The sequence below is a fragment of the Methanomassiliicoccales archaeon genome (assembly GCA_026394375.1).
In the GTDB taxonomy this organism is placed as follows: Archaea; Thermoplasmatota; Thermoplasmata; order Methanomassiliicoccales; family UBA472; genus JAJRAL01.
On sequence record JAPKYJ010000004.1, the window covers coordinates 51766 to 74158 of the forward strand.

The 22393-nt window shown below is 58.4% G+C and carries 22 protein-coding genes; 12 read left to right on the forward strand and 10 right to left on the reverse strand.

The annotated features are described in order from the left end of the window. The first annotated feature begins 6 nt into the window (after positions 1-6). Positions 7-129, forward strand: coding sequence for a hypothetical protein (locus NT137_00870; protein ID MCX6651897.1), 123 nt, complete (start codon positions 7-9; stop codon positions 127-129). Here NT137_00870 and NT137_00875 read toward each other — a convergent pair. Both NT137_00875 and rfbD read right to left on the reverse strand, forming a co-directional pair. Continuing rightward, positions 126-1199, reverse strand: coding sequence for a glucose-1-phosphate thymidylyltransferase (locus NT137_00875; GenBank protein ID MCX6651898.1), 1074 nt, complete (start codon positions 1197-1199; stop codon positions 126-128). The two genes, NT137_00870 and NT137_00875, sit on opposite strands and share 4 nt — an antisense overlap. Further along, positions 1196-2092 carry a dTDP-4-dehydrorhamnose reductase gene (gene rfbD / locus NT137_00880; protein MCX6651899.1) on the reverse strand — a complete coding sequence of 299 codons (897 nt, stop codon included), beginning with the start codon at positions 2090-2092 and terminating at the stop codon, positions 1196-1198. Before rfbD ends, NT137_00875 begins: the two co-directional genes overlap by 4 nt. 116 nt (positions 2093-2208) lie before the next feature. Between rfbD and NT137_00885 the strand changes: the two genes are divergently transcribed. Next, positions 2209-2676, forward strand: coding sequence for a dTDP-4-dehydrorhamnose 3,5-epimerase family protein (locus tag NT137_00885; GenBank protein ID MCX6651900.1), 468 nt, complete (start codon positions 2209-2211; stop codon positions 2674-2676). 2 nt (positions 2677-2678) lie between these two features. After that, positions 2679-3674 (forward strand): dTDP-glucose 4,6-dehydratase, encoded by a 996-nt coding sequence (gene rfbB, locus NT137_00890; GenBank protein MCX6651901.1) that lies wholly within the window; start codon positions 2679-2681, stop codon positions 3672-3674. An 8-nt stretch (positions 3675-3682) separates the two neighbouring features. Here the strand turns inward: rfbB and NT137_00895 are convergent, their stop codons facing one another. From NT137_00895 to NT137_00910, 4 genes are all read right to left on the reverse strand, one after another. Beyond that, on the reverse strand, positions 3683-3958 hold the full coding sequence (locus tag NT137_00895) for a PRC-barrel domain-containing protein (protein ID MCX6651902.1): 276 nt from the start codon (positions 3956-3958) through the stop codon (positions 3683-3685). Positions 3959-4051: 93 nt separating this feature from the next. Further along, on the reverse strand, positions 4052-4267 hold the full coding sequence (locus tag NT137_00900) for a hypothetical protein (GenBank protein MCX6651903.1): 216 nt from the start codon (positions 4265-4267) through the stop codon (positions 4052-4054). Positions 4268-4397: 130 nt separating this feature from the next. Next, positions 4398-6338: a PAS domain S-box protein gene (locus tag NT137_00905; protein MCX6651904.1), complete on the reverse strand. Its 1941-nt coding sequence runs from the start codon at positions 6336-6338 to the stop codon at positions 4398-4400. A 67-nt stretch (positions 6339-6405) separates the two neighbouring features. Continuing rightward, a complete protein-coding gene (locus NT137_00910) occupies positions 6406-6777 on the reverse strand; it encodes a helix-turn-helix domain-containing protein (GenBank protein MCX6651905.1) in 372 nt (123 codons plus the stop codon). A 341-nt stretch (positions 6778-7118) separates the two neighbouring features. Between NT137_00910 and NT137_00915 the strand changes: the two genes are divergently transcribed. Next, complete coding sequence (locus NT137_00915; GenBank protein MCX6651906.1) at positions 7119-8258, forward strand: transposase; 1140 nt, start codon at positions 7119-7121, stop codon at positions 8256-8258. After that, a complete protein-coding gene (locus NT137_00920; GenBank protein MCX6651907.1) occupies positions 8255-8395 on the forward strand; it encodes a hypothetical protein in 141 nt (46 codons plus the stop codon). The genes NT137_00915 and NT137_00920 overlap by 4 nt, the downstream gene beginning before the upstream one ends. A 143-nt stretch (positions 8396-8538) precedes the next feature. Here NT137_00920 and NT137_00925 read toward each other — a convergent pair whose 3' ends face one another. The 3 genes from NT137_00925 to NT137_00935 form a co-directional block, all read right to left on the reverse strand. Continuing rightward, positions 8539-9426 carry a glycosyltransferase family 2 protein gene (locus NT137_00925; GenBank protein MCX6651908.1) on the reverse strand — a complete coding sequence of 296 codons (888 nt, stop codon included), beginning with the start codon at positions 9424-9426 and terminating at the stop codon, positions 8539-8541. Positions 9427-9530: 104 nt separating this feature from the next. Beyond that, entirely contained in the window at positions 9531-10418 is an 888-nt protein-coding gene (locus tag NT137_00930) for a DMT family transporter (protein ID MCX6651909.1), read from the reverse strand. 89 nt (positions 10419-10507) lie between these two features. Continuing rightward, positions 10508-11158, reverse strand: a complete 651-nt coding sequence (locus tag NT137_00935) for a phosphatase PAP2 family protein (protein ID MCX6651910.1) — start codon at positions 11156-11158, stop codon at positions 10508-10510. Between the two features lie 121 nt (positions 11159-11279). Here NT137_00935 and NT137_00940 point away from each other — a divergent pair, with 121 nt between their 5' ends. The 4 genes from NT137_00940 (at position 11280) to NT137_00955 (ending at position 16103) form a co-directional block, all read left to right on the forward strand. Continuing rightward, positions 11280-12857 carry an aldehyde dehydrogenase family protein gene (locus NT137_00940; protein ID MCX6651911.1) on the forward strand — a complete coding sequence of 526 codons (1578 nt, stop codon included), beginning with the start codon at positions 11280-11282 and terminating at the stop codon, positions 12855-12857. Positions 12858-12977: 120 nt separating this feature from the next. After that, complete coding sequence (locus tag NT137_00945) at positions 12978-13811, forward strand: universal stress protein (protein MCX6651912.1); 834 nt, start codon at positions 12978-12980, stop codon at positions 13809-13811. A 51-nt stretch (positions 13812-13862) separates the two neighbouring features. Then, on the forward strand, positions 13863-14540 hold the full coding sequence (locus NT137_00950; protein ID MCX6651913.1) for a phosphoglycerate mutase family protein: 678 nt from the start codon (positions 13863-13865) through the stop codon (positions 14538-14540). A gap of 30 nt (positions 14541-14570) precedes the next feature. Beyond that, a complete protein-coding gene (locus NT137_00955) occupies positions 14571-16103 on the forward strand; it encodes a flippase (GenBank protein ID MCX6651914.1) in 1533 nt (510 codons plus the stop codon). A gap of 409 nt (positions 16104-16512) precedes the next feature. On the opposite strand, the gene NT137_00960 is transcribed toward NT137_00955, so the two are convergent. Beyond that, complete coding sequence (locus NT137_00960; GenBank protein ID MCX6651915.1) at positions 16513-17421, reverse strand: hypothetical protein; 909 nt, start codon at positions 17419-17421, stop codon at positions 16513-16515. 230 nt (positions 17422-17651) lie between these two features. Between NT137_00960 and NT137_00965 the strand changes: the two genes are divergently transcribed. The 3 genes from NT137_00965 (at position 17652) to NT137_00975 (ending at position 22392) form a co-directional block, all read left to right on the forward strand. Next, the gene (locus NT137_00965) at positions 17652-20678 is read left to right on the forward strand and encodes an Ig-like domain-containing protein (GenBank protein MCX6651916.1); all 3027 of its coding nucleotides are present in this window, start codon (positions 17652-17654) and stop codon (positions 20676-20678) included. 62 nt (positions 20679-20740) lie between these two features. Further along, entirely contained in the window at positions 20741-21304 is a 564-nt protein-coding gene (locus tag NT137_00970) for a PRC-barrel domain-containing protein (GenBank protein MCX6651917.1), read from the forward strand. Positions 21305-21423: 119 nt separating this feature from the next. Then, entirely contained in the window at positions 21424-22392 is a 969-nt protein-coding gene (locus tag NT137_00975; GenBank protein ID MCX6651918.1) for an ABC transporter ATP-binding protein, read from the forward strand. Position 22393: the final 1 nt, after the last annotated feature.

The window sequence follows — 22393 nt, forward strand, 5'->3', positions numbered from 1 at the left end:
GATCTCTTGAAGCCCCTTGCCCGCCTGGGAATAAGCAAAGGTCAGCCTAAGAAGATACCTTATGGACGACACACCTACGGTCCGGAGCCGCAGATCGTGGGGCTGGAATGTCTGAGAGGGAAGCCCTAGATCGACAGCTGCGAGTTCTCTCCTAGGACGAGGCGGCTTCCTTTGGGCAGCTTTCCATCATCTGAAACGATGCGACATCCCGCCCCGATGAGCGAGTCCACGATCTTGCGGTGGCACTCGACGTACGTCTGTCCGATCAGAATGGAGGCCTCGATCTCTCCCCCGATGATCGTGCATCCGTCGCCTATGGCGGAGTACGGTCCCACGTAGGTACCGGGCCCGATGATGCAATCCTTTCCGATGATGGCCGGGCCTCTGACCATCGAGCCCTTCTTGATCACCGTGCCTTTTCCTATCCTCACTTTGCCGATGATCTCCGCTCCCTCCTCCACCAGGCCTTCGTTTCCACCTTTCAGTTCACCCAGCACCAGGTGGTTGGCCAAAAGAATGTCCTCCGGCTTGCCGGTGTCCTTCCACCAACCTCGCACTTGTCTGGCCTTGACCTTGCCGGTCTTCTTGCGCAGCGTGTCGATGGCGTCGGTTATCTCCAGCTCGTTCCGCCAGGAAGGCTTCAGCTGCTTGATGATGGGAAAGACGCTCTTTCTCAGGAAGTAGATGCCGATGAGGGCCAGGTTGCTCTTCGGTTGCTTGGGCTTCTCCACCAAGGAAATGATGTTGCCCTGCGCATCCAGCTCCGCGATGCCGAAGGCCGATGGGTTGGGAACGGGGCACAAGGCCACCATGCCCTCGCAGTCGGAACGCTCGAACTCCTCCGCCATGTACTTTATGCCGCCAGTGAGGATGTTGTCGCCAAGATAGACAACGAACGGCTCATCGCCCATGAAGCCCTCGGCGCATCCCACCGCGTGCGCGATGCCTTTTGGCTCGCCCTGTACGATGTAAGTGATCTTGACGCCGAAAGCGCTCCCATCGCCCAGAAGCTCTCTCACCTTCTCAGGCATGTTGTTGCCCAGTATCACACCGATCTCCTTCACGCCAGCGTCCCTCAGGTCCTCCAGGCAGTAGAGGATGTTCGGTTTGTTCGCTATCGGTATGAGCTGTTTCGGCCCGGTGTGCGTGAGCGGCCTCAGGCGGGTGCCGCTCCCTCCGGCCAGTATCAGACCTTTCATGTCGTTCCCTCCGTTCTCCTCATATCCAGTAAACCCTCTCTCAAAGTAAGCATGTTGCGTCCGATGGCCTTCTGCACCTTGTCCACGTCCAAGCAGGAACGGTCCGGGCGCTTGGCGTCGAAGCGCATCTCCTCCCTTCGTCCTATCTTGATCAGGGAGCGGTCCAGATCGAAGACCTCGGCTACCTGCATTCCTATCTCGTAGCGCGAGAGGCACTCCGGGCCGGTGGTGTGGTAGACGCCCTCGCGTCCCTGGGACATGAGATCCACCATGACACCGGCAGCATGAGGCGCGTAGGTGGGCGAGACCCACTGGTCCTTGAGCAGCTTGATCTCCTTGCCCGAGCGCAGGGAATCGATGATCCAGGTAACGAAGTTGCTCTTATTGGCCGCGCGGTTCCAGCCGTAGAGGACGCACACCCGGCAGACCAGATTGTCCGAGGATGCTTCCAGCGTCGCCCTCTCCCCCTCCAGCTTGCTGCGCGAGTAGGCGGAGATCGGCTCCGGTTTGTCTGTTTCTCTGTAAGGCGTCTGGCTCAGCCCGTTGAAGATGTAGTCCGTGGAGACATAGAGGAGCTTTGCCTTAGTTTCAGCACAAGCCTGGGCGACGTTCCTCGTTCCTTCGGCATTGATCCTCATGGCCAAGGATGGCTCTCGCTCGCATTGGTCCACGTTGGTCATGGCCGCAGGCAGGTAGACCTCTTCCGGCCGGAGGGAGCGCAAGAGGGCGAGAGTGGCCCGGGCATCGGTGAGATCCAGCTTCACCCTCTGTCCTTCGACCTTCGGCATCGATTCGCGATAAGTGGAAATGACCTCCCGGCCGGACCGAACCGCCTCCAGGACCAGATAATGGCCTAGGAGCGAGGCACCTCCGATCACCAGCGCACGGGTCATGCAGAACGAAATCCCGCCTCCAGGTAATAAATGGTGAGCCTCGGTTCGCCTGGGACGAAGGGTCGATCGAATGTCAACATTATTTATTCGCTCCTCGTTATCCTCTTTGGGATAGCATGGCCAAGAAGACGATCGAGGGTGTCAAGACCAGGGAGCTGAAGCCGATCACCGACGAGCGAGGATGGCTGATGGAGATCTTACGCAGCGACTGGGAGGAGTTCGAGAAGTTCGGACAGGTCTACATGACCACCTGCTATCCAGGCATGATCAAGGCCTGGCACTATCACAAGTCGCAGACGGACCATTTCATCTGCATCAGGGGCATGGCCAAGGTGGTGCTCTTTGATTCGCGAGATGGCTCTTCCACGAAAGGAGTGGTCAACGAGTTCTTCATGGGAGAGAAGAACCGCATGCTGCTCAAGATCCCGGCCCTGGTGTACCACGGCTTCAAGGGCATGGGCACCGAGGAATGCTGGATATTGAACGTGCCCACCAAGACCTACAATCATGAGAACCCGGACGAATACCGCCTGCCCTTTGATTCCAAGAACGTGCCCTACGACTGGGACGCCAAGATGGGATGAGCATGAAGCTCCTGGTCACAGGAGGAATGGGCTTCATCGGGTCCAACTTCGTGCGCCACATGCTGCGCCAGCACCAGGACCTGGAGATCGTCAACCTGGACAAGCTCACCTACGCCGGCAACCAGAAGAACCTGGAGGACGTGCGCGAGCGGCATCGGTTCGTGCACGGGGATGTGTGCGATCCTTCTCTGGTCGATAGCATCATGCAAGGTTGCGATGCCGTGGTGCATTTCGCCGCTGAGACCCACGTCGACCGGAGCATTTCCTATGCCGGGGAATTCGTCAGAACGGACGTCCAAGGGACGTTCGTCATGCTGGAGGCGGCCCGAAGGCACGGAATCAAACGCTTCATCCACATCTCCACCGACGAGGTGTACGGCGAGGCGGTGGAACGTCCTTGCCTGGAGAACGACCCGCTCATGCCCAAGAGCCCCTACGCCGCCAGCAAGGCCGGCGCGGACCGCCTGGCCTTCTCGTACTTCGCTACCTACGGGCTGCCGGTCATCATCACTCGCTGCTCCAACAACTATGGTCCGTACCAGTACCCGGAGAAGCTCATCCCTCTCTTCGTGACGAACGCCATGGAGGGGAAGCCGCTCCCCGTCTACGGCACTGGCAAGAACACCAGGGACTGGATCTACGTCGATGATCATTGCTCTGCAATCGAAGCGCTGCTGGACTCCCGAGGAATGGACGGTGAGGTGTTCAACGTCTCCGCGGGAGAGGAGCACTCGGTGCTGGACATCGCCGACACCATCCTGAGCAAGATGAAGTTGTCCAAGGACGCCCTGCAGTTCGTGAGCGACCGGCCGGGGCATGTGCTGCGCCATGCCGTCGACTCCACCAAGCTAAGGAAGGTTGGATGGAAGCCCAAGCACTCCTTCGCTGCATCGATGTCCCGCACCATCGATTGGTACGTCGACCACCCAGACTGGTGGAAGCCCATCAAATCCGGCGAGTTCCGGAAGTACTACGAGGAGCAGTACGGCAAGCGTTGATCCCGTTCTCAGGCCATGTAGTCCCTGAGGGACTTGAGGTCCACCGAGAGGGTGATCATGTCCCCCACGGCCGCCACCGCCTCTTTTCTCAGAGCTAGCGTCCGAGGCTTCATGAACGGCTTCTTGATGCCGAGGGTCACCCCGACCTCCTTGCCCAACGACACCTTGATCTTGGTGACCGACCAACCAGCAGTATCCACGCTCACTCCTACGATGGTGCCTAGTCGCTTTCCGTCCTTGGTGATGATGGCCTTGCCGTTGCTGCAGTTGAAGTCCAAGCTCATGTGCATCCCTGCGAGGACATGTCGCTGGTCGGTTATCAATAATTCGCACTCGCTCTGTCCGATACCAAAGGGCGTTCGGCGAGCAGCTAGCATCTATCGTTTCAGCAGGATTGACAGCATGGCCACGACCAGGAACGCCACCCCTCCCCAGAAGATGCTCCCGGACAAGAACCAGACCACTATAGCTACGACGGCGGCGGGGAAGAAGTAGATCAGGGCGCCAACGATGAAAGCCAACAGGACGATGCCTACGACGATGAAGAACAAGGCCAATAGCAGCCCCACCAGTCCGACGACCTCGAAGACCACCAGTCATTCCCCCGGTTACACTCTAGTTCTATTGCAGCCCTCGGTATATGGGCGTTTCGGCTTGATGGCTCCCTCTTACCTGAACGAGATAGGGAGATGATCTGGTAGGATCGTCACCGAGGCTGTTCGGTCATACCAGGGGCAGCTCGACCACGAACTTCGCTCCTTGGCTGTGGTCTCCCTTGACGCGGTCGTCCGCCCAGACCTTCCCATGATAGCGCTCTGCAAGGGCCCTCACAATGGAAAGCCCGAGCCCGGTGGATTTGCTTGCCTTGCCTGAGCTCTCGGAAAAGTGGCGCTCGAAGACTTTCCATTTCTTGTCGTCCGGTATGCCAGGCCCCTCGTCCTCCACCTCCACTCGGGCGAGGTGACGCTTCTGGTCCATGGAGACCCGCACCCTCACGGGCTTGGGGGAGGAGAACTTCACCGCGTTGGTGATGAGATTGCTGAATATCTCCGGCAAGGCCTCATCGGCTAGGACGTGGAGTGGTCCTTTGGCGTCCACCTCGTTCTCTTGGAACGTGATTTTCGCGTTGCTGTAACGGGCCTGAGCGGTCGAGATCGCACTCCGCACGGAGACCGAAAGGGATGTGGCGATCAGGGCTCTCTCGGCTCCCTCTGCCGCTCTGGCTAGTACTCCGACGTCATGAATGAAATTCTCGAGCCGGGCATTGGCCCCGGTCATCTTCATTAGATAGGCGGACCGCTTCTCAATGGACAGGTTCTTGCGGGAAAGGCACTCCAAATAAGAGTGTATCGGCGTCATGTAGTTGAGGATGTCGTGTAGAAGGATGTCATTGAAAAGCTCCTGCAGATCCTTCGAGCGTCGGACGGCCTCACTGAGCAACGCGTTCTCGAAGGCGAAACCGAAGAGCGAACCGGCGTAGACGAGCGCGCTGGTCTCTTCCTGATCTATGAAAGGTTGGTCTGAGCATAGGCACATGACCCCCACCACCTGCGACCGCCCCTTCAAGGGGATGATCACCCCGTACTTCTTGGCACCCAGAGCGTCCTCATACTCCGTGCCTGCGACGTCTTCCGGCAGGAATAGAGGTTCCTGCGCTGCCATGGCCATCTGGGCCAGTCTCTTGCTGATCAAGTCCTCGCCCTCCAGGGCGGGCTCACCGATGCTCGCCACCAGCCTGGTCTCTCCTTTGGGTAGCACTTGCAAGGCCATGCCTCGCTTGAAGGCGAAGTGTGAGGACAGAAGGGCCAGTCCTTTCTCCATTAGAAGCTTCGGCTCCGGACCGGAGGAGGTGAGATAGCCGATATCGGTCTGCACTGCCAGAAGGCGGTTTTGGGCCAAGAGCAGCTCAGACAGCTCCTCCTTGGCCGTGATGTCGTGCCCGATGCCGATCACGCCGGTCATCCGACCTTCGTTGTCCGATACTGTGCTGGTGGACCAGACAATCCTCAGCTTCTTACCCGTCTTGGTCACTGCCGTCGAATCGGAACTGCGGATCATGGGGGCCATTTTCTCATAGTCCACGTTCTTCATGCTGGCCATGTTCATGGCATCTACTAGATTCGTCTCCAGCATGCTGCTACCTAGCATTTCTTCCTTAGAGTAGCCCAGGGTCTTCTGAGCACCGCTGTTGAAGGTAGTGATCCGGTAGTGGTTGTCGACACCGATGATGATGCTCGGGGACCTCTCGATGAAATCGCTGAATCGTTCCATCTCCGCCCTCACCTTCGCCTGCAGCTCTTCTTCCTCGGTCACATCGCGGATGATGGCTTGCACGCACTGGAACTGTCCGTTTTCGAGCAGGGCAGATGTTCTAGCATCGATCCTCCTCTTCTCGCCGGTCTTGGTGATGGCGGTGAGGCGGTATTGCTTGGGTGCGTCCCTTCCCTCCATCCTGTCCTTCAGATACCCAAGGACCTCTTTGAGCGACTCCGGTGCCACCAGCTCCGAGAGGCTCATCCCCACGATCTCTGAGGGTTCATAGCCGAGGATGGACTTGCAGGCCGGGTTCGAATACTGCACCTTGGCCGATGGGTCGATCTGGACGATGAGCTCCTGCGCGTTCTCCACTATGCTCTGAAAATCGAGTTTCTGCAGCGATACCAACTCCTAGGCGGTGTTCGGACTAAGCAAGGAAGCCGAAAGTCAGTCTCATCGATCCGCGACCTCGGGCTCATGCCCCGATGGCATTGGTGCGGACGGAATCCATCACGAAATTCGATTCCACGTCGTAGTTGTAGTCTTCCACCGTGCCGTCGATCATCTGCAGCCTGGCCTTGACCTTGTTCTTCTCGAAGATGATCTGCGCGTTGAGCACTCTGGAGCGGTACACAGACATGCGCTTTCCCGCACGGGTCAACTTGCGCTCGTCGCAGATCAGAAGCCCAGCGTCCTCCAGAACGCGGATCTTGCGGTAACAGGCGGCGATAGGGATGTTGAGCTTCTCACTGAGGTCGAAAGCGCTCTTGGGCTTGCCCATGGTCGCCAGGAGTATCTTGGCGGTGTATTCTTCCGTCAACAGCCTTGAGGTTTCGAGGGCGTGCATCTGTTCCACCTTGTGAAGGCATCTAGCCCGGTGGTATCTATTTAAATAATCAGAGATGAGAATCACTTTTGATTCGAGTGAAATAGGTCAAGCCAGACGTCACGGAAATAGAAGAGGTTTGAGGTGACTAGAACAGCCCGGATATCAAAAGGGAGAACCAGGTCTTTGAACGACACGGTTGCCATACCGGAGGTAAGAAGCGGTCCAAACGATCCGTGTTGAAAGTGATTCTGACCGGCTTTGCTCACCTTGTGTCGCCAAGGAAGCCCACAGGCTTTAGCCGTGGGAGGAATTGGCGGCCTTAAGTTATAAGTATATTGAAGCCCACAGGCTATATCCTCATGAATCTGACGCTCAAAGTCAAGCTCTGTACGACTCCTGAGCAATACTCCGCGCTCGTCAGAACGATGGAGCACTTCAATCTTGCTTGCGACTACATCGCTGGCGTGGCCTTTGAGTTGAAGCTCGCCAGCAAGCTCAAGATTCAGCCCACCGTCTATCGGGCCGTGCGCGAGAAGTTCGGGCTGTCCTCCCAGATGGCCGTTCGCGCCATCTCCAAAGCCATCGAAGCCTACAAGCTCGACAGGACCATCCGGCCGCACTTCAAATCGCATGGCGCGATGGTCTACGACCAGCGAATACTCAGTTGGAAGGCGCTGGACAGAGTTTCCATCCTGACCCTCGATGGACGTACCCTCGTCCATGTAGCCATCTATGACTATTTCAAAGCCAAGCTGGACAACCGCATTCGAGGTCAGGCCGACCTCGTTCTTATCGATGATGTGTTCTATCTCTGCGCCGTAGTCGACGTTCCAGATGCCGAGCCTATCGAGGTCAAGGGCGTTCTCGGCGTGGACCTGGGCATCGTGAACATCGCCGTCGATTCCGATGGAGAGACGCATTCCGGCACGGGTGTTGAAAAAGTGCGCGGCAAGACCGCAAAGCTCCGCACCGAACTCCAGTCCTGCGGCACGAAGCCCGCAAAGCGGCATCTCAAGCGCCTTTCTGGATACGAGCAGCGTTTCAGGCGCGATACCAACCATTGCATCTCCAAGAAATTGGTGGCTAAGGCCAAGGACACCGCGAGCGCGATTGCCCTCGAAGATTTGAACGGCATCCGCAAGCGGACAACGGTTCGCAGGGCTCAGCGCAGCCGCCAATCCTCTTGGGCGTTCGACCAGCTCAGGCAGTTCATCGCCTACAAAGCGCAACTCTCCGGTGTGCCTGTCGTTCTGGTGGACCCGAGAAACACTTCCAGAACTTGCCCTTCTTGCGGCCATATCGACAAGGCCAATCGGCCAACGAGGGGTGAGTTCAAGTGCGTTCGGTGCGGCAACGCTGGCCCCGCCGACCGCATTGCAGCGGTCAACATCGCTGCAAGGGCGCGAGTCAACGCGCCCATCGTCTCGGACGGGGTTTTTAGTGGACATTTCGTTCAACCTCCAGGGACAAGCCCACACTCTTTAGAGGTGGGTAGTTGACAATGTTGAAATACCCAACGCATCAATCAATTCTAGTTGGGAACGAATTTTCCCAGAGGAGGGATTCAATGTCCTGTGGCAAGTGCGGAAAGGGAGCAGCGAAGGTGAAGAAGAAGGAAGTAAAGAAGAAGAAGTGAGCCCGGCCTCATCTTCTTGACCTTAGCTAAAACGGCTTTCCAGGCGAGCGCGGGTCTCGCCGAATCTGTTTCATTGCGTTACTTCGAGATATATTCTTGAGCAAGCCCCGCAACACCCAGCATCCGGCTTTCTAGGTTCAAGGCTACGGCCGGTTCGATCTCATCAATGACACCAGGGAGTTCAGGGTCAGTCCAGCTATCATCAGATTAATGCCGATGATGACCAACAAGGCGGCCGACATGGACTGAAAGAGCCACCCCCATATGAACACCTGTTCGACCGCCAGAAGGCCTATGATCGTGCCAGCCACGAACATGGCGAACCCCGGCACACCGAAGAACAGCAGTGGGCGGCGATAGCCGACGAACCCTATCACTCCGTCCAAGACGCCCACTCCATGGCTCACCGGATGTGTCTTGTGCCTGGTCAGCACCTTGTAGTTCGCGGATATGGGTACCTCCCGTATCCTCATCCCCCGCTCAGCCAGATGGTTGATCATGTCCGATTCGAGCTTATAGCCGTCGGAATCGAAGTCCATTAGTTGCACCGCTTGTCGGCTGAAGGCGCGGAACCCCGACTGAGAATCGGTCACATGCGCCTTCGAACCGAACTCCGTCGCCTTGTTGAGAACGGTCTGCCCCGCTCTGCGGTGTCTCGGCGTCTTGCCGCCGTTCTCCAGGAAGCGGGAACCTATGACCAGGTCCGCGCTGCCGTCGAGCACCGGGCCGATCAGCAGGGGAATGTCATCCGGATCATTCTGTCCGTCACCGTCCAGCATCACCACCACATCGTAGTCGGCGCTCTGGATCTGTGAGAACGCGGTTAGCACCGCTTTCGCTTTTCCAAGGTTGCTGGTCATGTGGAGCACCTTGGCCCCAGCCTGTTCTGCCACTCGGGCGGTATCGTCAGAGGAGCCGTCATCCACCACGTACACTTCGTCCACATGGTCTTTGGACTTGAGAACGATCGTGCCGATGGCTAGTTCCTCATTGTAGGCGGGGATGATGGCGGCGATACTTCGGTCTTTCATTTCACTCTTCCGTTTTTCAATATATTGCTCCGTTCTTTCAACCTTTCGGCGAAGGCTTCATCTCTTGGAATGCAACGTGGTGATTGTCTACCAGCGGACCTCGATCATTCCCTCTTCTTCTCCCCGACGGTGACCAAGTAGATGGCCGTGAACACCAGCGTGGCACCGAGGACGATGAAAACATCCATGGGCTCGTTCAGGATGAGGATGCTGAGCAATACGGCGAAGGCGCTCTCGGAGAGTATGATCGTGCTAGACGTGACGATGCTGATGGATCGCAGGGCACTTACCCACATCAAGGTGGGCAGCGAAGTGCATAGCACTCCTACATAAACGAGGATGAGGGTGCTCTCCCCGCTGATAGGCGAGGAGTGCCCGAAGAGAAGATACAGGGCGAAGAGCGGCAAAGGGGTGAAGAGGTGGAGGGTGAGCACGAACTGGTCGAATTTCATGCGCTTGAGCGCGTACTTGGAAAGGACGTAGGTGAGGGCGATGCAGATGGTGGTGCCCAGGAGCATCAGGTCGCCGATGAGCTGGCCGCCTATCATTCCCTCCATGTTCAGCTTGGTGGTGAGGACGACCAGCCCTCCCAGGCCAATCGCTAGACCTAGAAGTCTCACCTTGCCCAGGCGCTCCCGGAAGAGCAGGGCGGAGAGCGGCGCGACCAGGATCACGTTCGCGCCGATGATCAGAGCACCGGTCGAGGCATTGGTCATGCTCAGCCCTTGATACTGCAGCGCCAGGAGCACGACGGTGATCAGCGGCGCCGCCCAGGCCTCCCACATGCCGAAGATGCGCCAGGTGAACGTGCCTCGGGCCAAGGTGAAAATCAGTGCGACAAGAGCGCCGATGGTGAATACGAAGGTGGAGAAGAGGAAAGGGTCCAGATCCCCCAGGCCCGATTTGATCGCTACGTACGAGGATCCGAGGAGGAGCGAGGAGATGAGCGTCAGTCCCACCGCCGCCCGCTTGCTAATCTCCTTCTCTGGCATTTCTAGCACCTCGTCTTGACCGGAATGGCGGGAACGCCTACCCTAGCTAAAGCCATTGGCATTAACATCAACTCGGCCGCTCCGCCGTTCTAGGCCTCGGATTCGTGTCCCTTGTTCAAGAGTTTATCCCTGAGGCCTCTGAAATAGGTCCGCATCGGTCCGACATCCAGCTTGGAGGCGTAGTAGCCGATGATGATGCCCCCCGCTCCTCCGGCGATGATGTCCAGAGGATAGTGCACTCCGGTGTAGACGCGGGAGAAGGCTACCGCTGCCGCCATGAGGACGAGGGGAAGGAGATAGCGTCTCTCTCTCATGCCGAGCACCACGCTTATGGCGAACGCCCCGGCCGCATGAGCGGACGGGAACGACTGCCCGAACTGGGAGTCGAGATATTGAACCCCAGATAAGACCTCATAGGGGCGGGGACGGTCCACGAGCGTCTTGGTTACCATGACGTAGAGGAGCTCGATGGTCACTGCCACCACGACGTAGCTGGCCAGATCCCTCCTCCTGGCGAGGAAGAGCACCACCACCCAGATCGCTCCCATTTCCAACGAGCCGAGGTAGGTCAGGGCGCCCACGATCTCCACCAGGTCCTTCTGGTAGTAGTGGTTGACGAAGAGGAAGGCATCCTGGTCCGCTCGGACGACCTGCGGAACAAGGAGCAGGGAGGCCATGGCCACTGTGACCAAAAGCAGGACGATGCTCATGCGGCCGAGGGTCGAGGAGACCTTTCTCATCCTCCCCCAATCATGGGTCGAGGTAAGAATGCTTTTGGTGCGTGCATCGTGCTAGCGCGTAATCTGGCCCCCCGACAGTTTTTTATGTGGCGCACTTCCTCGTTATCCCAGGGGGTCTTGGATGTCGTTCAAGAACGAGCTCACTTACATGCGTCTGGTCGAGGCCAAAGAGGAAGAGAAGTATCACGAGACCTACGAGAGCGCGGTCAGGTTGGTCAAGGAGGGCTTCTCCAAGGAGCAGGTGCTGCCGAACATCATCAACGGCAAGGACGTCAGCTCCGGCAGCAAGTTCGAGAAGCGCAGCCCCGCGGACGTCAGCTTCCTCATGGCTCGGCTGTGCAAGGGAAATAAGGAGGACGTGAGCAAGGCGGTGAAAGCGGCCAATGAGGCGTTCAAGAGCTGGTCCCGGACGGATTTCCTGCAGCGGGTGGAGATCTTCGAGAAGGCGGCCATGATGGCCAGCGACCACAAGTACGAGCTGGCGGCCATGCTCACCTTCGACAACGGCAAGAACCGCCACGAGGCTCTGGCGGATATAGACGAAGCAATAGATTTCATGAACTTCTACGCCTCGGAGATGCGCCGGAACGACGGCTATGCCACTCCCTTGCCCCCGGCCTTCAAGAACGAGAAAGCCATGTCCTTCCTTCGTCCCTTCGGCGTGTGGGCGGTCATCTGCCCGTTCAACTTTCCAGTGGCGATATCAATTGGCATGGCCTCGGCCGCCATGATCACCGGCAACACCGTGGTGGTCAAGCCCTCCACCCTGGCGCCTTACACTTTGCACAAGATGTTCCGCATCCTGGAGGAGGCGGGACTTCCGCCAGGCGTGGCGAACTACGTGGCCGGCAGCGGGAAGGAGGTGGGCGAACCTCTCGTCTCTCATCCAGACGTCGAGGGAATCGTATTCACGGGCTCCAAGGCGGTGGGGTTCGACATCATCCGCAACTCCGTCCGGGAGCACCCCGTTCCGGTCATAGCGGAGATGGGCTCGAAGAATCCGGTCATCGTCACTCTGGACGCGGACCTGGAGAAGGCTGCGAACGGGGTAATAGCATCCGCCTTCGGCTTCGGAGGGCAGAAATGCTCCGCCGCTTCGAGGGTGTACGTGCATTCCCGCGTCAAGGACGATTTCGAGAAGGAGCTGGTGAAGAGGGCGAAGAAGCTCAATGTAGCTCATCCGGCCCTGAGGGAAAGCTCCTTCGGACCGATCATCGAGGAGGCGAAGGTCGAGGACTATCTGAAGTACGTGGCCATGGGCAAGGAGGCAGGGAAAGTGCTCTGCGGCGGAAGACGGCTGACGCAAGGCTACCTGAGGAACGGCTTCTACGTGGCACCGACCATCATCTCCGGCCTGCCCCGCGATCACTGGCTGATGAAGAACGAGCTCTTCATGCCCATCCTCTGCACCCAAGGCTACGATAGGCTGGAGGAGGCGGTGGAGATGGCCAATTCCTCCGCCTACGGGCTGACGGCAGGCATCTTCAGCCAGGACGATGAGGAGGTGGACTACTTCTTCAACCACATCCAGTCCGGGGTGGTGTACGCCAACCGGGGAAGGGGAGCGTGCACCGGCGCCATCGTCGGGGCTCAGTCCTTCGTCGGTTGGAAGGCCTCCGGCTCGACCGGCAAAGGCACTGGTGGGGTCTGGTACCTGCAGCAGTTCCTCCGGGAGCAGACCAGGACCGTCGTGCTCTGATGCTCGTGAAATGCCACCGGAGGCATGCTCATTCCGCGGCGGCAGACGGTCTGTTCTCCGCAGACGACGGTCTAGACCGCAAAGTGCAAAATCCTAGTACCGCCATAGAGAACACGTAACATGCTCGACAAGGTCCTCTTGCCGGTGGATTTCACGCCCCAGTCGATGATGATGTTCGACTGCGCTACGGAGCTGAAGGAGCTGGGCACCAAGCACTTCACCCTGCTGCACGTCCAGCCAAAGGGGAAGTCGCTGACCGAGGAGGAGCAGCGCCTCTTCGATGAGATGGAGGAGAAGCTGGTTGAGGCAGGAATCGATTCCCGTCCTCTGATCAGGCAGGGGGATGCGGTCGAGGTCATCGTCGACGAAGCGAACCAAGAGAACGTGGACATGATCGCCATGGCCTCCGGGGGCAAAGGCCGGGCGGAGGAGTTCTTCGTCGGCTCCGTGTCCTTCGGAGTCACCAGGCGGACTTCGAAGCCCGTTCTTCTGGACAAGCTGCCCATGATGCACGACGAGGGCGTGCGCAAGGAGTGCCGCACCGGCGCCCATATGTTCCGCCATGCATTGGTGGCCGTGGAGCTACCCGCGTGCTCGAACGTCGTGGAAGACTTGTTGATCACCCTCTGCCAGAGGGGGCTGAAGGAGGCGACCCTGGTGCACGTCATCGACTCCGGCCGCTACAAGATGAGCGACGACCAGCGCTTCAAGGACGTGAAGAAGGAGCTGGAGGGGATGCGCGACCGATGCCCTCCCAACAGCTGCCAAGTGAAGACACATATACACTATGGAACGGCGGCCTACAACATCCTGGAAGTGGCGAGGGAGGTGGACGCCTCGGTCATCATGGTGGGCACGAAGCAGAGATCATATCTCAAGGGGATGACCATCGGGTCGGTCTCGGAGGAAGTGGTCCGTCGAGCGAAGGTGCCGGTGCTGGTCGTGCCTTGCTAGTGCGCTCGTCCAGAGCAAGCGTTTAATCCGCGATATCTTATGGCAGGGGACATGAGCGAAGGCGATTTCCGCATCCTGGGCGATCTGGACGTCGTTCCTGGAGGAGCGCGATGCGCGCTGCTCATCCGCCACGCCGACCGGGACGGTCCGCTGACGAAGCTCATCGACGATTCGGTGAGCATCAACGCACGGGGGGAGGAGCGAGCGAAGAGCTTCGGAAAGCACATCCGGAACCGAGACGGCCTGCGCTTTCATTCCTCCCCGGTGGGCAGGTGCGTGCGGACCTGCGAATGCATTTCCCGAGGATATGGAAGCAAGGTCGAGATCCAGCCCTCCGCCGTCATCGGCATGAAAGGTCCTTTCATCCTCAGGCCGAAGGAGGCCACGCAGCTGATGACCGAGCTGGGTTTGGTGCATTTCGTGGATGCATACATCAAAGGCGAGCTCGATCCGACCGTGGTCATGCCCGGTGCGGAAGGCGCTCAACGGCTGATATCGTGGACGGCCTGCAAGATGCGCTCTGGTGCGCCAGGTACGAGGATCGCGGTCACCCACGACCTCATCCTCACGCCCGTGCTCAGGCACCTCTTCGATTACGACGTTCATGGCCTGGGCTTGATAGACTTCCTGGACGGATTCGTTCTGTATGAGCAGGGGGCCAGGATGCTCGCCCTCTACGACGGAAAAGAGGTGGATGTGACCTCGATGTCCGTTCCCCTTTACCGATGAGGGGAAGAGCGATAGGTTAAGAAAGGGGTAGTGAATGCCGCCAGCGATATCTTGATCGGCCGTCGCTCAGTCGTCTTCCTCGCCTTCAGGCTCGCCTCTTCTCTGCTGGGCTTCGTAGGCCTGTTCTTCATGACCCGGTATCTCGGGTCCGACGTCTACGGGACGATAGCGCTGACGATGTCGCTTCTGGCGACGTTCAATTTGTTCTCGGATTTGGGCTTCGGCAGCGCGCACGTGAAGCGAGTCTCGGAAGGGCAGGACATAAACGACTGCGTCTCCACCTACGCCGCGGTCAAGATCATCCTCACCGTGATAACGGTGGTCGTGACGGTGGTCGCGCTGCTCATCTGGTCCACGTACTTGGGCGGTTCGATAACCGGTGAGACCGGCTCCCTGATCCTGCTCTTCCTGCTCTTCAACGTGCTCTACAACCTCTCCTCCATCGCCACCACCACCTACAACGCCACCATGGAGGTCTTCAAGTCGCAGCTGAACGGACTGGTGGAGGTGTGCATACGCATCCCCCTGGTGATCTTCGTATCGTACAACCGGATGGGGGCCATCCCCCTCGCCTACGCCTACGTCATCGGCGCATTGGCGGTGGTATCGACCGGGCTGTTCTTCCTCCACCGGGACAAGATCAAGTTCCGCCGGCCCACTCTCTTCCGTTCGTACCTCAAGTTCGCTCTGCCCTTGGCGCTCATCTCCGTCGTCGGCGCGGTGGCGGGCAACATGGACAAGCTGTTCATCGGATACTTCGACAGTCCTACCGCAGTGGGATACTATTCCTCCAGCCAAGTGTTCCTGAGCATCTTCGCTTTGATCGGGGCGGCCGTGGCCACCATGACCTTCCCCTCGTTCTCGAAGCTGCACATGAACGGCAACATGGACGAGATACGCAAGCTGACCAAGCAGGCGGAACGCTACATCTCCATGATCGGTATGCCCGTCACGGTGATAATCATCTTTTTTCCGACCGAGACCGCCAAGGTCATGCTCGGTTCGAATTTCGCCGCTGCCGGTGAACCGATCCGGTACTTAGCAATAGCGACCATGCTGGGGCTCCTCAACCAGGTGCATTCGTCCCAGGTCTTGGCCGTCAATCGACCGGACCTATCCGCCAAGCTCACTCTTCTGAGCTTCATGATCGCCACCCCCTTGCTACTGGTCTTCGTCCCCGCCAGCCTCTTTGGGGTGCAGCTGTTCGGGATGTCCTACACCGGTGCGGCCGTCGCCTCGATGCTTGTCGCAGCCATCATGTTCGTGGTCACGAGGTACATAGTGCACCGTCTCACCGGCACAGGCTCCAATCCGAGGATCTTGCTCCATGTTCTCGCCGCGATCGTGGCAGGCCTAGTGATCTACTCCTTCTCCGGCGTCTTCCCACTGGACGGCTGGCTGCACATGATCATCTACGGCCTGGTCTCCATGGAGGCTTTCCTTCTGACGCTCTGGCTGATGCGCGAGTTCGACCGAGATGACATGCTGTACTTCCTCGACCTCCTCAACGTGAGGAAGCTTTGGCACTATGTGAAGGGAGAGATGAAGGGCAACAGGGAATAGGAAGATACTTCGAGAGTCGTCGGCTCTCAGTGCATCTTCCTGGCAGGAGGACGATATTTCGTGTGATCTTGGATGTACATCGAGCATGCGAACCGGGTTTGAGTAGCCTGGCCGAACGGTCTCCTAACGCGAGATCAAGCCTCATTCTAATCAATTCCTTTCGGTGAAGAGCGCTAGCCCCATCGGCCCTAGGCCAGCTCTTTCCAGGATCGTCTTCGGCTTCCGATAGTATTAGTAACTCCTTGAGGCTATTACTTTGGCAAGGCTAGGGGATTGGGGATAGAACGGTCCACGGGGCCTCTTAATCCCGGTCTGATTTGATTCTTCGTTCATGTTCTGATAGTCATCAAGTGAGAGCATGCTCGGTATTCCGTAGAGGACCTGGTCCCTGTGATCGTCAAAATAGTCCTCAGAGTATCTTCCCTGCGCTGAGAACGGCCATCGGCACCAGGAGTGCGAGGAATAGAGCCGAAAGCAGAGCGAGCTTCCTCATCCGGCGGTTCTGAGGGTTCATCGAGAGGCCGCATATGGTAAGAGTGAATAGGCCGAGGACCGCCAGCTGCAACCCTCCGACGAGGACGGTGCTTTCGACCATGCCCCCGATTCCTGTGACATCGATAGGTGTCGCCAGGGCGGCCAGTACGACTCCCTCAATGACGATCATAGCAGCGCACAGGTAGCGCAGTAGGTTGCACGCGCGCACCGCTTTCTTCAATGAGTCAACGATCAGGGAGAGAACAACAAAAGCCAGACCAACGAGGAAAAGCTGGATGCCGAGGAGTCGAATGAACGGTCCGCCGACCAGACCCAATCCCTGCACGTTGGTGAGAGCGGCGATGCCCACAACGACCAGCCCTTCTGCCGCTGCGGCCACACCTCCGCCATAGGTGAGAATCGAAGTGATCCTCGCCTTCTTCATGATCATGAGCGACGATACGAAGATGGCCATGCCGATGAAGAAGAGTGCTGCGCAGAATATGGCCAAAACGTACACAGGTTGGCCGGAGATCCCCGTTATGCTCGCCATATCTGAGGAGAAGGCGAAGATCGCTCCCTCGAGAGCGATGACCAGGCCGCAAGCGGCGACGATGCCTACGAGAGCGAGTCTGAGGTTACGCCGGTTCACGAGCCTCTCGGAAGCGAGCGTTGCGAACAACGCGACAGCGGTGGCGATGATGCCGATGATAGCAATCTGAGCCCCTACTAGCACCGCTTGGCCGTTGTTCTGGGTCGCCACTAGCAAGATACCTACTAGAACAGCGACAACACACGCCAAGAGGCAGATGACGAACCATTCCTTGAGCCTGCTCAAATGCACGGACCGCCATAGTCGGCTGTGCAAATATATGGTTTTCTGTCTGGACGTCCTCCGCTGACCTCGGTTGCCAAAGAATAGATCGCGCTCCATCAAATAGATGGAGATGAACCAGGGGTGGGAGTGCTTATTCAGGTTCACCCATCCATGACCAACGCATATCATGATATGCATTATCCATTCGCTGGCAACGAGGGCAATCCTTATGACGGGGCGAATCCAATCAGTGGCAAATGGTCCGCTGCGGTAGAAGAGCGATCGCCTCGGTCTTTGCCCTGGCGATCTTGTCGTCGACGTTCACCATGACCATCGTGGCGCCTCAGGTGGAAGCTTCGCCCGCTTTTCTACCGCCTCAGCAGTTCGCATTCCCCAACGATCAGATCACGCCCCGCATGACCGCCACCTCGGACCTGAACATCACTCTGGTCTGGGCCACGGAGGCTCCTGGGCGCTCCAACATCTACGCCCTCAGTTCCTTCGATGGAGGAGGGTCCTGGACCGTCCCTAAGCGTGTGGATTCCTATCCTAGCACGTTCATCCACTGCCAGGACCCGGCCATCGCCTCCAATTCCTCAGGGGCGGTCTTCGTGGTCTGGAGCGACGACCGCAGCGGCACCTTCCGCACTTACTTCTCTCGATCGCTAGACCAAGGCGTCAACTTCGCCACCGATATGCTCGTGACCATGACGACGACGGGCAACCAGACCGTCCCGGACATCGCCGTCAAGGACGACATCATCTACGTTGTCTGGGCGGAGTACGTGCCGGGCAAGGACCCGGACATCTACCTGGCCCGGTCCAATGATTCGGGGCAGAGCTTCATGTCCCCGGTGAGAGTGGATCATACCGGAACGTCGCAGGCCTACCAAAGCCACCCGACCGTCTGCGTGAACGGCAGCAAGGTCTTCGTGGCCTGGCATGGTTTCACGATCGACACCAACTACAACATCTATGGATCGATCAGCCTCAACGCCGGGGCTAGCTTCGTAGCCGATATCCGGGTTTCTGACAGTTCATTGGACTACGAGCACGCCCGTCCGGACGCCAGCTTCACTCCCGACGGCAGGATAGTGGTCGTCTGGCAGGACAAGCGGTCCGGCAACTTCGATATTCGTTCATCTTATTCGAGCGACAACGCGACCACGTTCACCACATCGATCAAGGGCCCGGAACATCTGAGTGGTCCTGACCAGATGGACCCTCGCATCGCCATCGACTACCGGGGCATAACCCATCTGGTTTACCGGGAAGGAGGGGGGGCGGTACAGGACAAGGTGATGTACGCTTCCTCTTCGCGCCTGGCGTCCTTCTCTTCATCCATACCCATACGCTTAGCGGCCACGGACGTGCTGCAGGAGCAACCTTTCGTCCTTACCACACCTAACGGGACGGTGGCGGTGGCCTACGACTCCAACGAGCCAGGCACCAAGGACGTCTACTTCACGCACATGCTAATCCCCAACATCCCGCCGACGGTCGAGATCCTCTCTCCGCCGAACGGGAGCGTCGTCACAGGCGAATTCACTATCACCGGCAATGCCACCGACCCGGACGCCATCGATCCGCTGCATCCTTCTCCTTTCCAGGTGCAGGTGATGATGCTCAACGATTCCATCGTCGTGGTCCCTTGGACGGATGTGAGCCTCGTTGCTCTGCCTTCGTGGAGCTATCTCCTCAACTCCACGGACTTCGACAACGGCAACTACACCATCCTCGCCCGATCCTCCGATTCTCTCTCTTATTCGGACGTGGTGAGCATCAACATCACCATCTCCAACGCTGCCCCGAAGCAGCTCGACCTGATCATCCAGAGCAGCTCATTGGTGTTCGATCCCGCTGCGCCTTACGTCGGGGACGCGGTAAATCTCACCGCGGACGTGCTCAACCACGGCAACTCGGACGCGCATTACGTGGCGGTGGGGTTCTACGTCGATGGTGCGAAGATAGCGCAGGTCAATTGGAGCGTGGTTCCGGCCCAAGGGCAGGTCCGCCAGGTGCGAGCGCAATGGCATGCGGTCCTGGGCACACACAACATCAGCGTCATGGCGGACGCGAACAATTCCATACCCGAGACGAACGAGAGCAACAATGAGGCCTGGAAGGACATCGTGGTGGTGGCAAGGCCGGTCTTCAAGCCGGACCTGGAGGTCACCGCCGCCAACATCACTTTCGCTCCATCGACCATCTACGAGAACGATACCGTCAGCATCAGCGTGATGGTGTACAACAAAGGCAACTGGGTGGCCTCGAACGCGGTCATCTCCATCCATAATGAGACCGGGCTCGTGGCCAATCGCTCAGTGAGCATCGCGCCGGGGGTTGCCTCCCTCGTTGAAGTAGAATGGCCTTTCGTGCCTCTTGGCCTGCATACCATCATAGTGTACGCCGACCCGCAATACCTCCTTGGAGAGTGGAGCTATGCCAACAACCAAGCGGAGAAGCAGTTCACCGTTCTCCCGGTGGTCATCGATCGACCGGACCTGCTGTTCTCCACCGGCGTCATGCTCACGCCCTCTCCCCCAGCTCTTACGGACGGAGACCAGGCCACCGTCATGGTCATGGTCAGCAACGATGGCACCGCTCCCGCCTACAACGTGGACGTGCAGTTCAAGCTGGACGGTTCCAATCTGAACGTGACACGGATCGCTACGCTGGCTCCCGGGACCACTGAGGACGTGGTGCTGCAATGGAGCGCCGTCCAAGGGCATCACAACATCAGCGTGCAATTGGACTACGAGAACAACATCACCGAGTATAACGAAACGAACAACCAGGCCTGGAGGCAGTTCGATGTGCGCGTTCGAGCTTTCTACATCGCCGACCTGGTGCTCACCCAGGGGAACGTGACATTGTACCCGACCAGTCCAAGCGTGGGGACGCTCTGTCGCATCAACGCCACGGTTGTGAACTTAGGCAACGACACCGTCTACAACGTCCACATCGTCGTGCAGATCGATGGAAACCCACTGAACGGTGTGCTCTACATAGACAGGCTCGATCCGAACGAGTTCGCTCAGGTGAACGTCACCTGGCCCCCCACCAGTTGGGGGCCGCATCAGATCAAGGTGTTGGTGGATCCGCAGAACGAGATTCACGAGATGAGCGAGGGCAACAACAACATCACTGTGAACGTGGATCTGGGCTCGGAGCCCATCAACATCAAGCCGGGCGACGTGGTGCTGCCCATCTGGATCATCGCCGGCGTCGTTCTAGTAATAGGGGCCTTCGCCTTCTACCGGCGTCGAAAGCGCAAGCAGTGAAAGGCAGCTAAATGCTTTTATTGCCCTCCGTCCTATTCCTCTCCAGAAGGTGATGGGCTACGATCCGGGTAGAGGATATCATCGGGGATGAGGTGCTGAGCGCCGACGCCAAGGTCCTTGGCAGCGTGGAAGGCATCGGAGTGGACACGGAGAGCTGGAAGGGCCGAGTGCTGAAGATCGGCTTGGCCAAGGGGCTGGAGGCGCAGCTGGGCGTGAAGAAGACGCTCTTCGGCAGGAGCAAGTTCTTCGTCGAGGTGACGTACGTGGAGAGCATTGCGGACGTCATCACTCTCTCCAGGAAGACCGACAAGCTGAAGGAAGTGGCGGTGGACGGCAGCATGATACCCACTATGGCCGGGGACATCCTGTTAAAGAGGATCGTTTCCTCCGAAGGGGAGCAGGTAGGCACCGTGGACGAGCTGTACTTCGACGAGAAGCGCAACTGGACCATGCCGTACATCCAAGCCAAGATGACCAAGGAGCTGAAGAAGCAGTTCGACGCGCGCAAGTTCAAGGCCGGACTGGTGAAGATCCCCACCGTTCAAGTGCGCACGGTCGGCGACGTGGTAATGCTGGACGTGAGCATGCAGCAGCTCAAGGACATCATCGAGCATTCGCCGGGATAGATCGCGCGGTGGCCGTTCGCCGGGATGCAGCGGCTTTGCATCCAGAATCGCTCTTGCACCTGAAGTCCAATGTCTGCACCCAAACTGCCGGTGTCAACCGGGTTTGAGTGCAAAGCCGGATGCAGCGCAAAGCTATAATCTGCTGCACTTCCCATTCCAAGGCGTTCATGATCGAGACCCAGGACCTCACGCGCACGTTCGACGGATTGCTGGCAGTTGACAAGATATCGCTCAGCATTCGCGACGGCGAAGCTTTCGCCTTCCTCGGTCCGAATGGGGCCGGCAAGACCACCACCGTGAGGATGCTCTGCTGCCTGATCGCCGCCTCCTCCGGCAAAGCGTTCATAGGCGGCCTGGACATCTCGGACAAGAAGGACCAGGTCAAGATCCGCAGCAAGATCGGGCTGTTGCCGGAGACCCCCGGCCTCTACGAGTCGCTGGGAGCGCATCGCAACATCGAGTTCTTCGCCAAGCTTTACGGCGTTCCTGCCTCCGAGAGAGAGGAGCGCATCCGATCGCTGCTCAAGACCCTCAACCTCTGGGAGCGGAGGAACGAGCCGGTGGGCAAGTTCTCCAAGGGCATGAAGCAGAAAGTAGCCATCGCTCGAGCGCTCGTGCACCATCCTGACTATCTGTTCTTGGACGAGCCGACCGCCGCTCTGGACCCGGAGAGCGCTAAGACCGTGCGCGAGTTCCTGATCGAGCTGAAGAGAGAGGGCGTGACCCTTTTCCTCAACACTCATAACCTCGACGAAGCGCAAAGGGTCTCCGACCGGATCGGAGTGCTGAAGACCAAACTGCTGGCAGTGGGATCGCCGGACGAGCTCGCATCCCGTTACTTCGGCCGAACATCGTTGGTGCAGCTGAGCGAGCTCCGGCCCGAGCATGTCGCCATCATCCGCTCCCTGCCATACGTCCAGGACGTCCGGACGAGCAACGGCAGCATCCTCATCGACCTGGACGACCCGAAGAGACGGAATCCGGAGATCGTCTCCCTCCTGGCCGAACAAGGAGCAAAGATCGAAAAGGTGGAGGAAGTAAAGCACGGCCTGGAGGATATCTATCTGAAGCTCGTGGGAGGGGGCTAGG

What these genes read in the sequence shown, in the direction of transcription:
- NT137_00965 (MCX6651916.1), top strand. Translation starts at nt 17,652, where the DNA reads ATGGTCCGCTGCGGTAGAAGAGCGATCGCCTCGGTCTTTGCCCTGGCG.
- NT137_00975 (MCX6651918.1), top strand. Translation starts at nt 21,424, where the DNA reads ATGCAGCGCAAAGCTATAATCTGCTGCACTTCCCATTCCAAGGCGTTC.
- NT137_00935 (MCX6651910.1), bottom strand. Translation starts at nt 11,158, where the DNA reads ATGAGAAAGGTCTCCTCGACCCTCGGCCGCATGAGCATCGTCCTGCTT.
- NT137_00895 (MCX6651902.1), bottom strand. Translation starts at nt 3,958, where the DNA reads ATGAGCTTGGACTTCAACTGCAGCAACGGCAAGGCCATCATCACCAAG.
- NT137_00910 (MCX6651905.1), bottom strand. Translation starts at nt 6,777, where the DNA reads ATGCACGCCCTCGAAACCTCAAGGCTGTTGACGGAAGAATACACCGCC.
- NT137_00950 (MCX6651913.1), top strand. Translation starts at nt 13,863, where the DNA reads ATGAGCGAAGGCGATTTCCGCATCCTGGGCGATCTGGACGTCGTTCCT.
- NT137_00930 (MCX6651909.1), bottom strand. Translation starts at nt 10,418, where the DNA reads ATGCCAGAGAAGGAGATTAGCAAGCGGGCGGCGGTGGGACTGACGCTC.
- NT137_00885 (MCX6651900.1), top strand. Translation starts at nt 2,209, where the DNA reads ATGGCCAAGAAGACGATCGAGGGTGTCAAGACCAGGGAGCTGAAGCCG.
- NT137_00915 (MCX6651906.1), top strand. Translation starts at nt 7,119, where the DNA reads ATGAATCTGACGCTCAAAGTCAAGCTCTGTACGACTCCTGAGCAATAC.
- rfbB (MCX6651901.1), top strand. Translation starts at nt 2,679, where the DNA reads ATGAAGCTCCTGGTCACAGGAGGAATGGGCTTCATCGGGTCCAACTTC.
- rfbD (MCX6651899.1), bottom strand. Translation starts at nt 2,092, where the DNA reads ATGACCCGTGCGCTGGTGATCGGAGGTGCCTCGCTCCTAGGCCATTAT.
- NT137_00945 (MCX6651912.1), top strand. Translation starts at nt 12,978, where the DNA reads ATGCTCGACAAGGTCCTCTTGCCGGTGGATTTCACGCCCCAGTCGATG.
- NT137_00940 (MCX6651911.1), top strand. Translation starts at nt 11,280, where the DNA reads ATGTCGTTCAAGAACGAGCTCACTTACATGCGTCTGGTCGAGGCCAAA.
- NT137_00925 (MCX6651908.1), bottom strand. Translation starts at nt 9,426, where the DNA reads ATGAAAGACCGAAGTATCGCCGCCATCATCCCCGCCTACAATGAGGAA.
- NT137_00875 (MCX6651898.1), bottom strand. Translation starts at nt 1,199, where the DNA reads ATGAAAGGTCTGATACTGGCCGGAGGGAGCGGCACCCGCCTGAGGCCG.